This is a genomic window from Pseudomonas karstica (assembly GCF_009707515.1).
In the GTDB taxonomy this organism is placed as follows: Bacteria; Pseudomonadota; Gammaproteobacteria; order Pseudomonadales; family Pseudomonadaceae; genus Aquipseudomonas; species Aquipseudomonas karstica.
In genome coordinates this window covers 156,773-169,929 of record NZ_WLYI01000001.1, presented here as the reverse complement: position 1 = coordinate 169,929, position 13,157 = coordinate 156,773, and the positions used below count along the sequence as shown (strand labels likewise).

At 59.0% G+C, this 13,157-nt stretch carries 15 protein-coding genes; 8 read left to right on the top strand and 7 right to left on the bottom strand.

The window, feature by feature from the left end:
* From GIR22_RS00745 to folE2, 3 genes are read right to left on the bottom strand one after another with little or no spacing between them, the layout of a single operon-like run.
* Positions 1-867 carry a metal ABC transporter permease gene (locus tag GIR22_RS00745; protein WP_154741438.1) on the bottom strand — a complete coding sequence of 289 codons (867 nt, stop codon included), beginning with the start codon at positions 865-867 and terminating at the stop codon, positions 1-3.
* Positions 867-1,535, bottom strand: coding sequence for an ATP-binding cassette domain-containing protein (locus GIR22_RS00740; protein ID WP_178122011.1), 669 nt, complete (start codon positions 1,533-1,535; stop codon positions 867-869). Before GIR22_RS00740 ends, GIR22_RS00745 begins: the two co-directional genes overlap by 1 nt.
* Positions 1,532-2,428, bottom strand: a complete 897-nt coding sequence (gene folE2 / locus GIR22_RS00735; protein WP_154741436.1) for a GTP cyclohydrolase FolE2 — start codon at positions 2,426-2,428, stop codon at positions 1,532-1,534. Before folE2 ends, GIR22_RS00740 begins: the two co-directional genes overlap by 4 nt.
* Before the next feature lie 130 nt (positions 2,429-2,558).
* Here folE2 and GIR22_RS00730 point away from each other — a divergent pair, with 130 nt between their 5' ends.
* Positions 2,559-3,770, top strand: a complete 1,212-nt coding sequence (locus tag GIR22_RS00730; RefSeq protein WP_154741435.1) for an N-acetylmuramoyl-L-alanine amidase — start codon at positions 2,559-2,561, stop codon at positions 3,768-3,770.
* Here GIR22_RS00730 and GIR22_RS00725 read toward each other — a convergent pair.
* The gene (locus GIR22_RS00725; protein WP_154741434.1) at positions 3,767-4,135 is read right to left on the bottom strand and encodes a glutamine synthetase; all 369 of its coding nucleotides are present in this window, start codon (positions 4,133-4,135) and stop codon (positions 3,767-3,769) included. The two genes, GIR22_RS00730 and GIR22_RS00725, sit on opposite strands and share 4 nt — an antisense overlap.
* Before the next feature lie 111 nt (positions 4,136-4,246).
* Between GIR22_RS00725 and dksA the strand changes: the two genes are divergently transcribed.
* The 4 genes from dksA to GIR22_RS00705 are packed head-to-tail and all read left to right on the top strand — an operon-like array spanning position 4,247 to position 7,539.
* The gene (gene dksA, locus GIR22_RS00720; RefSeq protein ID WP_154741433.1) at positions 4,247-4,651 is read left to right on the top strand and encodes an RNA polymerase-binding protein DksA; all 405 of its coding nucleotides are present in this window, start codon (positions 4,247-4,249) and stop codon (positions 4,649-4,651) included.
* Between the two features lie 27 nt (positions 4,652-4,678).
* The gene (zigA, locus tag GIR22_RS00715; RefSeq protein WP_154741432.1) at positions 4,679-5,887 is read left to right on the top strand and encodes a zinc metallochaperone GTPase ZigA; all 1,209 of its coding nucleotides are present in this window, start codon (positions 4,679-4,681) and stop codon (positions 5,885-5,887) included.
* A complete protein-coding gene (locus GIR22_RS00710) occupies positions 5,887-6,531 on the top strand; it encodes a DUF1826 domain-containing protein (protein WP_154741431.1) in 645 nt (214 codons plus the stop codon). Before zigA ends, GIR22_RS00710 begins: the two co-directional genes overlap by 1 nt.
* 45 nt (positions 6,532-6,576) lie before the next feature.
* Positions 6,577-7,539 carry a CobW family GTP-binding protein gene (locus GIR22_RS00705; protein ID WP_154741430.1) on the top strand — a complete coding sequence of 321 codons (963 nt, stop codon included), beginning with the start codon at positions 6,577-6,579 and terminating at the stop codon, positions 7,537-7,539.
* Here GIR22_RS00705 and GIR22_RS00700 read toward each other — a convergent pair.
* Complete coding sequence (locus GIR22_RS00700) at positions 7,533-7,925, bottom strand: DUF3301 domain-containing protein (RefSeq protein ID WP_154741429.1); 393 nt, start codon at positions 7,923-7,925, stop codon at positions 7,533-7,535. The two genes, GIR22_RS00705 and GIR22_RS00700, sit on opposite strands and share 7 nt — an antisense overlap.
* Before the next feature lie 117 nt (positions 7,926-8,042).
* Between GIR22_RS00700 and pdxY the strand changes: the two genes are divergently transcribed.
* Both pdxY and GIR22_RS00690 read left to right on the top strand, forming a co-directional pair.
* Positions 8,043-8,915 (top strand): pyridoxal kinase PdxY, encoded by an 873-nt coding sequence (gene pdxY, locus GIR22_RS00695; RefSeq protein ID WP_154741428.1) that lies wholly within the window; start codon positions 8,043-8,045, stop codon positions 8,913-8,915.
* An 81-nt stretch (positions 8,916-8,996) separates the two neighbouring features.
* Positions 8,997-10,040: a hypothetical protein gene (locus GIR22_RS00690; protein WP_154741427.1), complete on the top strand. Its 1,044-nt coding sequence runs from the start codon at positions 8,997-8,999 to the stop codon at positions 10,038-10,040.
* A gap of 27 nt (positions 10,041-10,067) precedes the next feature.
* Here GIR22_RS00690 and GIR22_RS00685 read toward each other — a convergent pair whose 3' ends face one another.
* On the bottom strand, positions 10,068-10,553 hold the full coding sequence (locus tag GIR22_RS00685; protein WP_154741426.1) for an acyl-CoA thioesterase: 486 nt from the start codon (positions 10,551-10,553) through the stop codon (positions 10,068-10,070).
* Positions 10,554-10,837: 284 nt separating this feature from the next.
* Here GIR22_RS00685 and GIR22_RS00680 point away from each other — a divergent pair, with 284 nt between their 5' ends.
* Positions 10,838-12,601 (top strand): cation:proton antiporter, encoded by a 1,764-nt coding sequence (locus GIR22_RS00680; RefSeq protein ID WP_154741425.1) that lies wholly within the window; start codon positions 10,838-10,840, stop codon positions 12,599-12,601.
* A 48-nt stretch (positions 12,602-12,649) separates the two neighbouring features.
* On the opposite strand, the gene GIR22_RS00675 is transcribed toward GIR22_RS00680, so the two are convergent.
* A complete protein-coding gene (locus GIR22_RS00675) occupies positions 12,650-13,057 on the bottom strand; it encodes an SMI1/KNR4 family protein (RefSeq protein ID WP_178122010.1) in 408 nt (135 codons plus the stop codon).
* Positions 13,058-13,157 lie beyond the last annotated feature (100 nt).

Sequence of the window (13,157 nt, the reverse complement as noted above, 5' to 3'; positions counted from 1 at the left end):
TCATTGGGATGTAAGCAGGGGCGGGCGGCGCAGCAAGCCGTGCACCGGACCAAAGACCACAGACAGCAGGTACAAACCGCCAGCCACCAGCACAATCGCCGGCCCGCTGGGCAGTGAGTAGTAGAACGACAGCAGCAGGCCAAGCCACACTGACAGGCATCCCAGCACTGCCGATACCGCGATCAACACCGGTAAACGTCGGCTCCAGAAACGGGAGGCCGCTGCTGGCAACATCATCAAGCCGACCACCATCAACGCGCCAATGGCCTGAAAGCCGATCACCAGGTTCAGCACCACCAGGGTCAGGAACAAACCATGGGCCAATGGGCCGAGACGGCTGACGGTTTGCAGGAACAACGGATCGAGGGTGTCCAGCAGCAGCGGTTTGTAGATCAGCGCCATGGCGACCAGGCTGAATCCGCAGACCCAAAGCATGCCGGTCAGAGTCGGGCCGTCTACCGCCAGGGCGGAGCCAAACAGCAAGTGCAGCAGGTCCAGGCGCTTGCCGGCAATACCAAGGATCAGCACGCCGCAGGCCAAAGAGATGGGGTAGATGGCGGCGAGGCTGGCATCTTCTCGAAGGCCGGTGCGACGGGTAATCCACGCGGCCAACCCGGCCATACTCAGACCGGCGCCGAGGCCACCGACAGTCAGTGCAGGCAGGCTCAGGCCGGCAAACCAGAAACCCAGGGCCGCACCGGGCAGGATGCCGTGGGCTACGGCGTCGCCAATCAGGCTCATGCGCCGCAGGATCAAGAACACCCCAAGCGGCGCAGTACTGCAGGCCAGGACCAGCCCGCCAAACAAGGCTCGGCGCATGAATACAAAGTCGCCGAAAGGCAGCCACAGGTGCGCGGTGAAGTGCATCAGGCCACCTGCGTGTGCGGTTGCAGGAGAATCAATTCTTTACTCGGTGCCAGTATGCAGCCGCTGCTCTTGATCAGCAGTGCCTGGGGAATATGTTGGCGTACGGCAGTCAGGTCATGGCACACCACTACCAGCGTGCGGCCTTCGGCGTGCCAGGCGTGGATGTGTTTCCACAGCAGTGCCTGGCCCTGTTCATCGAGGGCGGCATGAGGCTCGTCGAGCAGCAGTACCGGCGCCTCGGCCAGGCTCATGCGGGCGAGCAGGGCACGTTGCAGCTCGCCACCGGAAAGCGCCATCAATGGTCGATGCTCCAGCCCGCTCAAGCACCAGTCTTCGAGGACGGCTTGCAGGCGTTGGCTGCGTTGCTGAGAGGTTTGCTTACTACCCCAGAAACCAGCACCCACCAGTTCCTGCAGGCTGATAGGGAACTGGCGGTCCAGGTGTTGCTGCTGGGGCAGGAACGACAGGCTGCCGCGGCGTGGAACAGCCAGGTTGACTTTGCCCGCCAAGGGCTTCTGCAAACCGGCAATGACTTTTAACAGGCTGCTTTTTCCGGAACCGTTGGCGCCGATCATGCCGGTGAGGCTGCCTTTGGCCAACTCGAAATTGACCGCGGGCGTCAATGGCTGGCCGGGGGCGCCCCAACGCAGGGCTTTGCAAGTGATCACAGGGCGGCCCTTGCCCAGCGGCTTTCGGCCACGGCGTCGTGGGCGTGCAAGCTTTCGGCGTGGATGACTTTCAGGTGGAAGGCTTTTACCGCCTGCATGCCTTTCAGGGCCAGGTTCAAGCGGCGGGCGGCGTCTTCGCAGAACATCAGGTTCTGGCCGTTGGCCAAGGCGAAGGCTTGTTCGTCGGCGCGCTTAACGGCGGTTTGTACTGCTGTGCCGAGGGCGGCTTCGGCCTCGTTGATCAGTTGCGTCAGCGGCAGCGTGCGCTGATTGGCTTGCAGGTGGACCCGTAATTGCGCGCTGCTGCGTTGGCTGTGGGGCGTGGCGACGATGCCTTTTGCACTGCCGAGCCAGGTCAGGACATCTTCATGCTGCAAAGACATGGTGGCGAAATCATCGATAAATTGCTGCTGAATCAACTGCCTGGCGAGGGCAGCAGAGCAGGGACAGGTTGAGGAATAAGTAACGTCAATTTTTAGTTCCACGTGGAACATCTGGTTTTCCAGGCGCGCTTCAATGCTCACCGGATAGGTCTTCCAGCCGCTCAAAGGGCTGATCAGTGCCGGACGTTTAAGTAGCAGGTCCGCATGAATGCGCAGATAGGCGTTCTGGGAGAGACCCTCATGACTGTCGAGGAAGCGCTGCAGTACATCGCGCAACAAGGCCTGCGTGAGGGATTCCCGCTCAAGCGCTTCTAGCGCCAGGTACAGCCGCGACATATGAATGCCACGGGCCTCGCCATCGTCTAGGCTGACACCCGCATCAGCCTTGGCACTGAGACGCTGGCCATCAATCAGGATCGGAAGGGCAATACCGCACATGCCGACCCAGTCGAGCGGCAAGGCCTGGCGTGAAGCCTGCGCAGCGATATCCGGCAGAGTCAGCGCATTCATGAGCAGGTCCATCGTTAGAAATAAAAAGACATGTTATATTATAACAATGCGAGCGACGATGATTTTTCTGCTCCCGTCTTTTTATTCAGTTATGTCGAGTACGGACGCTCCCTCATTCCCGGTGTATGCCATGCACAGACGTCAACTCCTCAACCTGTTGCTGGCCAGCGCAGTGTTCACCTTGCCCTTTGGTGTTTCGGCCACGCAGATTCGCAATGCTCGCCTGTGGCGCTCGTCTGACAAGCTGCGGTTGGTGTTTGATCTCAGCGGGCCGGTGCAGTACAAAACCTTTTCTCTGACCGCTCCGGAGCGGTTGATCATTGATCTTTCCGGCGCGCAGTTAAGTGGCGATTTCAGCCAGTTGACCTTGGCCAACAGCGGAATCACCTCGATTCGTTCCGGGCATTTTGGCAAGAGTGATACACGGATCGTCCTGGACCTGGCTGCGCCCATGCAGCTCAACAGCTTTCTTTTGTCGCCTCAGGACGGCCAAGGGCATCGCTTGGTTCTTGACCTGAGCAACGCCGTGCGTGCCCCTCTGCAAGTCGCCGCCGCACCAGCGCCCCTGGCCGCGCAGGTGGGCAGGGCTCATCCCAAGCGCGACATCATTGTGGTGGTCGACCCCGGCCACGGTGGCAAAGACCCCGGTGCTGTCGGCGCCAAGGGTGAACGAGAAAAAGACGTGGTGCTGTCCATTGGGCAATTGCTGGCTAAACGCTTGAAGCGCGAGAAGGGCTTCGACGTGAAACTGGTGCGTAACGACGACTTCTTCGTGCCGCTGCGCAAACGCGTGGAGTTTGCCCGCAAGCACAAAGCCGATATGTTCATTTCGGTACACGCCGATGCGGCACCGCGACTCACCGCTTCGGGGGCGTCGGTTTACGCTTTGTCTGAAGGGGGCGCAACGTCGGCTACCGCACGTTTCATGGCCCAACGGGAAAACGGTGCCGACCTGCTGGGGGCGACCAGTTTGCTCAATCTCAAGGACAAGGATCCGATGCTGGCCGGAGTGATTCTCGACATGTCGATGAGCGCGACCATCGCCGCCAGCCTTCAATTGGGCAGCACGGTATTGGGGAGTCTGGCGGGGATCACCACGCTGCATCAAAAGCGCGTGGAACAAGCAGGGTTCGCGGTGCTCAAGTCACCAGACGTGCCGTCGATCCTGGTGGAAACCGGCTTTATTTCCAACGCCCGGGACAGTCGGCGGCTAGTCACGGCACGCCACCAACAAGCAGTGGCAGACGGCTTGTTTGCAGGCCTGCAGCGTTATTTTCAGAAGAATCCACCGGTTAACAGTTATATGGCCTGGGTCCAGGAGCAGAAGGAAAACCAGGCCTAACAACCGGTCATACGGCTGCAGGTGAACTTGGCACGGGCCCCTGCGGAGCTGGAAAACCGGTTGATAGTCGTCCAGCCCACCCGCCGTGTGTAGCCCACCCACGCTTCGCCATCGGACGCCAACCCGGTAAAGAACGTCAGTTGCCCGTAGCGGCTATTGGTTTGTGCCCAATAGCGTTTGCCGATCACCTCGAAACCCCGCAAATACGTGGTGGTGCCAACGGTGGCGACGCTATAGGCATTGCCCAGGGCATCAACGCACGACAGCAGGGTGGCGCTGCGTGTGCAAGTGGCCAGCGGGTTTGACGCTTGGGCGCTGGCTTGGGTCGCAGTCACCAGCAGCAGGCTGCACAGTAGATATTTCATAGGCTTTCTCGGTTAAGCATTACGCCCTTCGTCGTGGCGAATAAGGGAGATTGGTATATTTGCACTGTTATATTATAACATTGAATAAAATCTGATCCGTGAACCTCGCCCATGACTGAACAAGATCTCCTCGCCCAATCGCCCGACGATTACATGAATGACGTCCAGCAAGGTTTCTTCCGCGAGTTGTTGCTGTCCCAGCGCACTGCGCTGCAAGCGCGCATCGATGCCGAATTCATGGTGCTGCGTGAGCAAGAACCTAACAGCGACCCCGCTGATGTTGGTAGCGCCGAAGAACAGCGCCAGTGGCAATTGCGCCTGCTGGAGCGCGAGAAAAAGCTTCTGGACAAGATCGATGGGGCCTTGGAGCACCTGGCCCGCGGTGAGTTCGGTTGGTGCCGTGAGACTGGCGAGCCCATTGGTCTCAAGCGTCTGTTGCTGCGCCCTACGACCACCCTGTGTATCGAAGCCAAAGAACGTGAAGAGCTGCGCGAACGCCACCAACGGGCGATTTGACCGGCCAACCTGATGAGGAAATACCTGATGCCCAATCGTCTCCCCGTTACTGTGCTGTCCGGTTTTCTCGGCGCCGGTAAAAGTACGCTGCTCAACTATGTCCTGCGCAACCGCGAAAACCTGCGGGTGGCGGTGATCGTCAACGACATGAGCGAAATCAATATTGACGGTAGCGAGGTTCAACGCGACGTCACCTTGAACCGCTCTGAAGAAAAACTGGTGGAAATGAGCAATGGCTGCATCTGCTGCACCTTGCGTGAAGATTTGCTTGAAGAGGTCGGAAAACTCGCCAGGGACGGTCGTTTCGATTACCTGCTGATCGAGTCCACCGGTATTTCCGAACCTCTGCCGGTGGCCGAAACCTTCACCTTTCGTGATGAGCAAGACCAGAGCCTGGCGGACATCGCGCGGCTCGACACCATGGTTACCGTGGTCGACGGCATGAACTTTCTGCAGGACTATCAGGAGGCGCAAAGCCTGGCGTCGCGCGGTGAAACCCTGGGTGAAGAGGATGAGCGCTCCATCACTGACCTGTTGATCGAGCAGATCGAATTCGCTGATGTGATCCTCATCAGCAAAATCGACCTGATCAGCAGCGATGAGCGGCAGGAGTTAATGGCAATCCTCGAACGCCTCAATTCCCAGGCCGAGGTGATCCCCATGGTCATGGGCGAAGTGCCGCTGGCCAAGATCCTCAACACCGGCCGTTTCGACTTCGAGCGCGCCGCCCAGGCACCTGGCTGGCTGCAGGAATTACGCGGCGAACATGTGCCGGAAACAGAAGAGTATGGGATCGCTTCCACGGCTTATCGTGCACGCCGCCCGTTCCATCCTCAGCGCTTTTTCAGTTTTATCGACCGGCCGTGGGTCAACGGCAAACTGCTGCGTTCCAAGGGCTTTTTCTGGCTGGCCAGCAAGCATCAGGATGCTGGCAGTTGGTCCCAGGCCGGGGGCCTGATGCGCCATGGCTTTGCCGGACGCTGGTGGCGTTTTGTGCCGAAGAGCCAGTGGCCGCAGGATGAAGAAAATATCGCGGCAATCATGGGGAACTGGCAACCGAGCACCGGCGATTGCCGCCAGGAGTTGGTGTTTATCGGGCAGAACATCGACTTTGCCAAGCTCACCGCCGAGTTGGATGATTGCTTGCTGAGCGATGATGAAATGGCCTTGGGCGTCGAAAGTTGGCGTTTGCTGGCTGATCCCTTTGGCCCTTGGTTTGAGGAGGAGGCGGCCTGATGCTGGCACCGATGATGAAACTGCGCCCGGTGATACGCCAGACCTCGGGCGAGACCCCGTTGGCACTCGCGGATATCCTTGAAGACGGCGTGAACCTGGCGCTGTGGCAGCGCCAGTTACCCCTGCATATTGTCGAGTTTGGCCAGTTGCTGATCTCGTTGAATGAGCCGTTGGCCGAGTCATTGGTCATTGAACTGAACAGCGAGAATGCCGAACCAGACTTACAGGGTTTGGCATCACGTTGCAGGGACCTTGAAGGCTATGACGGGTTTATCGCTGATGTGTCGTGGCTGGTCAGTGCTTTTGCCTGCCTGCTCGGGGCCAAACGTATCGGCGTGCGCCTGCGTCTGCTGGATAAGGCTATGTGCCCGCGTTTTCATGTAGATCATGTGCCGGTGCGGTTGATCACCACCTATGCCGGCATTGGTAGCCAGTGGTTGCGCGAAGGTGTGATGGACCGCCGGCATCTGGGCCAGACAAGCGCCGAGCCGGAAGACGGTATCGAGCAAGTCCGTTGTGGCGAAGTGGTGTTGCTCAAGGGCGAAAAATGGCACGGCAATGAAGGCTTCGGCCTGATCCACCGCTCGCCGCAGCTGAATGCCAACGAGCGGCGGTTGATTTTGACTCTGGATTGGTTGGCGTAACCGGGTAGGATCAAATCTCTCTATCCGGTCTGAATGATGCCCTCCATGCTGCAGAACATTCCCACCCACGTGATCGCCGGCCCCTTGGGCGCTGGCAAGACCAGCCTGATCAAACACCTGCTGGCTCAACGTCCGGCCAACGAACGTTGGGCAGTGTTGATCAATGAGTTCGGGCAGATTGGCCTCGACGCGGCCTTGCTGACCTGCGATGACGACGGTATTGCCATGGGCGAAGTGGCGGGCGGCTGCCTGTGTTGCGTCAATGGCGTGCCGTTCCAGGTAGGGCTGGGCCGTTTGTTGCGTAAGGCCAAGCCTGATCGGCTGTTTATCGAGCCATCCGGACTGGGCCATCCGGCGCAATTGCTCCAGCAATTGCGTGAAGAACCCTGGCAGAAGGTTCTGGCCGTTCAACCCTGTGTGCTGGTACTGGACGCCCAGGCGTTGGCGGCGGGCAAGCCATTACCCGAGGCGCAACGGCAAGCACTGGCCAGTGCGGGGTTGCTGGTATTGAACAAGGATGAATCCCTGAACGCAGGGCAACGTTTGGCGATTGAGGAGCAATTGACTGCCTGCCCGGTTTACTGGACATGCCAGGCACAACTGCCGTTGGCGCACTTACCAGGCCTGGCCGCTCAGGCGGGCGTAGCTGTGGATAAGTTTGCAGCACCCCAAGGCTTGGCGCAGCTCCCCGCAATCTGGAGTGAACCGACGTTGCCGATTTGCCTGAGCCAGGCCCAGGAGGGTAGCTGGAGTATCGGCTGGCGCTGGCACCCGAGCCAACAATTCGACCTATTGCGTCTGCAGCATTGGCTGCAATCCTTGAACTGGCGGCGCGCCAAGCTGGTTATCCACAACCCCCAAGGCTGGGTTTCGGCCAACGCTGTGGATAACACCACCCTTAAATGGCAGCCCAGCGAATGGCGTCGGGATTCACGTATCGAGCTGATTTTCAGCCAGCCCCAAGACATTCCCGAGCTGCAGGCCGCCTTGGCCGGTTGCCGTCAGTGACGGCCCTTGTCATGTTCCTGGCGCCATTGGTTTAGTTCAATCACCTCGGCGCTAGGCAGCGGCGTCTTGATTTCAAAGGGGTAGGGCGCCAGCTCGATTTGTGCGCTGTGGGCGCCAAACTGGGTGATGGTTCCGGGATGACGTGCATCGCCTGTCACGGTGAACTCAAAGTTGTAGATTCGCGCCAGCCGTTTGCGGCCGTTGGCATCCTTTACAAAACCGATGCGTTTCAATGCCACGGCACCATCGAGCAACTCGATATCGAGCTTGGCGCAATGCTGTTTGACCCGCTCCAGCGCTCGCTCACGCAGGCCGTGGTTGTGCCACAGCCAAGCGGCGCCGGTCGCCAGTAGCATCAGCACGAAGATATTTCCCAGGCTCAGCATTCGATGAACTCCAACAAAGTACGGCCAGCTTAACTGTGTCTTCGGTCTGTCGTACAGGCTGCGTTTAGTCGCATACTGCGCGGCCAGAATTTCAACGGCTTTTCGGAAATATCACGCATGAAACGTATGCCTCATCTGCTTGCGATCCAGTCCCATGTGGTATTCGGCCACGCCGGAAACAGCGCCGCCGTGTTCCCCATGCAGCGGGTCGGGGTGAATGTCTGGCCGCTCAACACGGTGCAATTCTCCAACCACACTCAGTATGGCCAGTGGACGGGAGAAGTGTTGGCGCCGCAGCAAATTCCGGTGCTGGTGGAAGGGATTGCGGCCATTGGCGAGTTGGGTAACTGTGATGCGGTGCTATCGGGCTACTTGGGCAGTGCGGCCCAAGGTCGTGCGATCTTGACCGGCGTGGCACGAATCAAGGCGATCAACCCCAAGGCCCTGTACCTGTGCGACCCGGTCATGGGCCATCCGGAAAAAGGCTGCATCGTGCCCCAGGAAGTCAGCGACTTCCTGCTGGAGGAGGCGGCCGCCATGGCGGACTTCCTGTGCCCCAACCAACTGGAACTGGACAGCTTTGCCGGCCGCAAGCCGCAGTCGCTATTCGATTGCCTGGGCATGGCAAGGGCGCTGCTGGCCCGTGGCCCGAAAGCGGTGTTGGTCAAGCACCTGGATTACCCCGGCAAGCTGGCGGACGGCTTCGAGATGCTGCTGGTGACAGCAGAAGGCAGTTGGCACCTGCGCCGGCCACTGCTGGCGTTCCCGCGTCAGCCGGTGGGCGTGGGCGACCTGACATCGGGCCTGTTCCTGGCGCGGGTGTTGTTGGGCGATAGCCTGGTGGCCGCGTTCGAGTTCACGGCCGCGGCGGTGCATGAAGTGCTGCTGGAGACCCAGGCTTGCGCCAGCTATGAGCTGGAACTGGTACGCGCCCAGGACCGGATCGCACACCCACGAGTCCGGTTTGAAGCGACGCCGATAGGGCTGTAGGAAAACTCCTGATTGAGCGAGGCAATAGACGTCCGGTACCATCGGCTATCTGTTTGCCTTCTGCGTTCATCAAGGAAGATCATGTCGCTATCCCTGTCTCATTCGTCACGGGCATTGGCTGCCCTGGCTCTGGTTTCGCTGCTCAGCGGTTGCAGTATCCATGGTTCCTACCCTGACGCCACCGCACCCGACGCGGCGAAGCTGCGGTTCATCTCCAACACCTCGAATACCACTCTCGACATTTACGACGCGCAACACTGCACGGGCCAGACCACGGGCATGCTCAACAACTTCCTCATGGGGGACACCAAGCGCCGGGTCGACATGCTCGTGCCGCCGCCAGCCAAGGCTCGGGGCATGCTGGAGGTCAAGCTTGCGTCCGGCAAGGAAACCATGTTGATGATCAACACCAACGGTGGTTCCTACATCTGCGGCAAGGCCTTCAGCTTCACGCCCAAGGCGGGCGAGGAATATGAGGTGATCTTCGATATGGAGCGCGACCGTTGCAGCACCTTGTTCCAGCGTCTGGCCCGATTTGGCGGCGAAGATGTGCGCATTCCTCAGCCGGTGTTTGATAACGGTTTTCCGGTTTGCCAGGGGCAAAGCCCGATATTCGCCAAGCCGTTACCCGATACCGCGCAGCGCACGGTGCTGATTAATCGCATCCTCGCGGAGAATGCGCAAGCGATCACACGCCTGGACCCGCCCAAGGCAGCTGGCTCTACGTTGCCATCGGAAAAAATCGACGAACTGGTCACCCAGCGCAAGGCATTGATGGGCGCGGTCACCTTGCCGGAGGATTACTGGACTCAGTACCGGCAGAACCTGAAGCTATCTAATGACGAAGTTTCCGGGCGCCAGTCGCGAGCGCTGAGCTTGTATACCGATACGTACCGCCTGCGCTTGCGCAGCATCGAAGACTCCATTTTGCAGCAATGGCTGCAGCCTACGGACAGCTCGGTACGCCAGCGGGTTACTTCCAGCGACGAGTACATGGTTCGGTACTACATGAACACCAGCAAGAGCGTGGCGCTGGAGACCATCAATCACCATATGGAGCGCATGGCCCAGTTGGACCAGCACTTTGATGTATGTGCGCGATTTGACAAGTGCTGGCGCTACTAAGCAGCCCTACAGAAACCCGGCGGGTTCTTACGGCCCGTCGGCCTTGATTTCCCTGTAGCGCTTCTCCAGTTCCTGGCGAATCTGCCGGCGCTGCTGGGCTTGTACGAATCGGCGCTTGTCTTCGCTGTTCTGCGGTTGCAGCGGCGGTACGGCAGCCGGTTTGCGTTGGTCGTCCACCGCGACCATGGTGAAGAAGCAACTGTTGGTATGGCGCACCGAACGCTCGCGGATGTTCTCGGTGACCACCTTGATCCCCACTTCCATCGACGTATTGCCGGTGTAGTTGACCGAGGCCAGGAAGGTCACCAGTTCGCCAACATGGATCGGTTCGCGAAAAATTACTTGGTCCACCGACAAAGTCACCACATAGCGCCCGGCGTAACGGCTGGCGCAGGCGTAGGAGACTTCGTCGAGGTACTTGAGTAAGGTGCCGCCGTGGACATTACCTGAGAAATTGGCCATGTCAGGGGTCATCAGTACCGTCATCGACAGCTGGGCGTTTCCGGGTTCCATAGCACACTCGCGGTTGTAGGCATTGGTTGGGGAGGCACCTCTGCGGGTGCTGGAATTTTTGCAGAGCCATTCCTAACGGGACGCCATTGCGTGGCTTGCCGTCACGCCTGGAACGATCTGTTTCCATATATTGCACCGGCTTTCTGCCGTAAGTCGCGGTGTTACCCTTCAAAAGCCCATTTCGAGGGCATTTCTTACGATCAAGGCAGACTTTTCCTTCCGCTCATTGCGGCCGCTGCGCGGAAATGGATAAAGCGCCAGTGCCCTTCAAGGAGCCCCTCGCCATGCACGCCATCAGCTTTATCCAGGACCTGGCCGTGATCATGCTGGTAGCAGGGGTCGTCACCATCCTGTTTCACCGCCTCAAGCAGCCGGTAGTCCTGGGCTACATTGTCGCCGGGTTCATCATCGGCCCTCACACCCCGCCATTCGGCCTGATCCACGACGAAGACACCATCAAGACCCTGGCCGAGCTTGGGGTGATCTTCCTGATGTTCTGCCTGGGCCTGGAGTTCAGCCTGCGCAAGCTGTTCAAGGTTGGCGCCACGGCGTTTATCGCGGCCTTCCTGGAAATCGTCCTGATGATCTGGATCGGCTACGAAATCGGTAGCTGGTTCGACTGGAACACCATGGACTCGCTGTTCCTCGGCGCGATCCTGGCCATCTCCTCGACCACCATCATCGTCAAGGCTCTCAATGACCTGAAGATGAAAAACCAGCGCTTTGCGCAGTTGATCTTCGGCGTGCTGATCGTTGAAGACATCCTCGGCATTGGCATCATCGCCTTGCTGTCGAGCATCGCCGTCAGTGGCACGGTCAGTTCCGGCGAAGTGTTCTCCACCGTTGGCAAACTCTCGCTGTTCATGATTGTGGCGCTGGTCATTGGCATTTTGTTGGTGCCGCGGCTGTTGGAGTACGTGGCCAGGTTCGAAAGCAACGAGATGCTGCTGATCACCGTGCTGGGCCTGTGTTTTGGTTTCTGCCTGCTGGTGGTCAAGTTGGAATACAGCATGGTGCTGGGGGCATTCCTGATCGGCGCGATCATGGCCGAGTCCCGGCAACTGCTGAAGATCGAACGCTTGATCGAACCGGTTCGCGACATGTTCAGTGCGATCTTTTTTGTCGCTATCGGCTTGATGATCGACCCGCAAATCCTGCTGCAATATGCCTGGCCGATTGCGGTGATTACCGTGGCTGTGGTGCTGGGCAAGATGTTGTCCTGCGGCCTGGGGGCATTTATCGCGGGGAATGATGGCCGCACATCATTGCGGGTGGGTATGGGGCTGTCACAGATTGGCGAATTTTCGTTCATTATCGCTGCGCTGGGGATGACCCTGCAGGTTACCAGCGACTTTCTCTACCCGGTGGCAGTGGCGGTTTCGGCCATTACCACGTTACTCACGCCTTACCTGATTCGTGGTGCCGACCCGCTGTCGCTGAAAATCGCGGCGATCATGCCCAAGCGCATGAGCCGGGTGTTCGGGATGTACGGCGAATGGCTGCGCAGTATCCAGCCTCAGGGCGAGGGCGCGATGTTGGCGTCGATGATCCGCAAGATCATTCTGCAGGTCGGAGTGAACCTGGCATTGGTGATCGCAATCTTCTTTGCCGGCAGCTTCTTCGCGGTGCGCATTGGCGGTTACTTGGAAGCCTGGGTCAGTGATCCGAGCTGGCAAAAAGCATTGATTTGGGGCGGTGCGCTGTTATTGTCGCTGCCGTTCCTGATCGCGGCTTACCGCAAGCTCAAGGCGCTGTCGATGTTACTGGCCGAGATGAGCGTCAAGCCGGAAATGGCCGGGCGCCATACCCAGCGCGTGCGCCGGGTGATCGCCGAAGTGATCCCGCTGCTCTCGCTGCTGGTGATCTTCCTGCTTTTGGCGGCCTTGTCGGCGAGCATTTTGCCGACCAACAAGTTGCTGGTGCTGATCGCCGTGGTGGCGGCCGCAGTGGCCGCCGTGCTCTGGCGCTGGTTTATCCGCGTGCATACACGGATGCAGGTGGCCTTGCTGGAAACCCTGGATAACCACAAGGACACGCCGGAACACTGAGACAGCCTGTGGCGAGGGGGAGGTACGGCGATCCCCCTCGCCACAGCATCAGCTTTCCAGCCAGACGTCCCGCGCCCAGTGCCATACCGACTCCCAGGTTTCTTCGGTGACGAGTTCTTCTTCGCCGGACCACAGTACGACGGTGCCGTCTTCTTCGACGCAGTAGTAGTCGTCGCCGTCTTGGCAGATTGGGATCAGTTCGCGAGAAACGCCCATGTCCCAAGCGGTCGCACAAACGTCCGGCAGATAGGTATGTGACTGCGGGTCGGTAACGGTCACAGGCTCCAGGCTGCCATAAACCACGTCGCTGACAGTCAGCAAAAACTCTTTGAAGACAAAGGGGATATTGATGAACAACTGTTCTTCAATCTCCACCAGGTCGTCGTCGTCAGGCAGTTCCAGAGGAACCGGTACCGGTTCGTTGGCTTCACGCAATTGTTCGATGACTTCTTCCACGGCCGGGATCCTCTTGCTAGATGGCGCGGTTTATAGGGGCGCTTTATACAGTAGCTCGCTATAAGTGCAACCGTGAAATAGAAAACCCCGGACATATGTC

Excerpts from the sequence above, each read along its gene's own strand:
- GIR22_RS00745 (WP_154741438.1), bottom strand. The coding sequence starts at position 867 with ATGCACTTCACCGCGCACCTGTGGCTGCCTTTCGGCGACTTTGTATTC.
- folE2 (WP_154741436.1), bottom strand. The coding sequence starts at position 2,428 with ATGAATGCGCTGACTCTGCCGGATATCGCTGCGCAGGCTTCACGCCAG.
- GIR22_RS00730 (WP_154741435.1), top strand. The coding sequence starts at position 2,559 with ATGCACAGACGTCAACTCCTCAACCTGTTGCTGGCCAGCGCAGTGTTC.
- GIR22_RS00725 (WP_154741434.1), bottom strand. The coding sequence starts at position 4,135 with ATGAAATATCTACTGTGCAGCCTGCTGCTGGTGACTGCGACCCAAGCC.
- dksA (WP_154741433.1), top strand. The coding sequence starts at position 4,247 with ATGACTGAACAAGATCTCCTCGCCCAATCGCCCGACGATTACATGAAT.
- zigA (WP_154741432.1), top strand. The coding sequence starts at position 4,679 with ATGCCCAATCGTCTCCCCGTTACTGTGCTGTCCGGTTTTCTCGGCGCC.
- GIR22_RS00710 (WP_154741431.1), top strand. The coding sequence starts at position 5,887 with ATGCTGGCACCGATGATGAAACTGCGCCCGGTGATACGCCAGACCTCG.
- GIR22_RS00705 (WP_154741430.1), top strand. The coding sequence starts at position 6,577 with ATGCTGCAGAACATTCCCACCCACGTGATCGCCGGCCCCTTGGGCGCT.
- GIR22_RS00700 (WP_154741429.1), bottom strand. The coding sequence starts at position 7,925 with ATGCTGAGCCTGGGAAATATCTTCGTGCTGATGCTACTGGCGACCGGC.
- pdxY (WP_154741428.1), top strand. The coding sequence starts at position 8,043 with ATGAAACGTATGCCTCATCTGCTTGCGATCCAGTCCCATGTGGTATTC.
- GIR22_RS00690 (WP_154741427.1), top strand. The coding sequence starts at position 8,997 with ATGTCGCTATCCCTGTCTCATTCGTCACGGGCATTGGCTGCCCTGGCT.
- GIR22_RS00685 (WP_154741426.1), bottom strand. The coding sequence starts at position 10,553 with ATGGAACCCGGAAACGCCCAGCTGTCGATGACGGTACTGATGACCCCT.
- GIR22_RS00680 (WP_154741425.1), top strand. The coding sequence starts at position 10,838 with ATGCACGCCATCAGCTTTATCCAGGACCTGGCCGTGATCATGCTGGTA.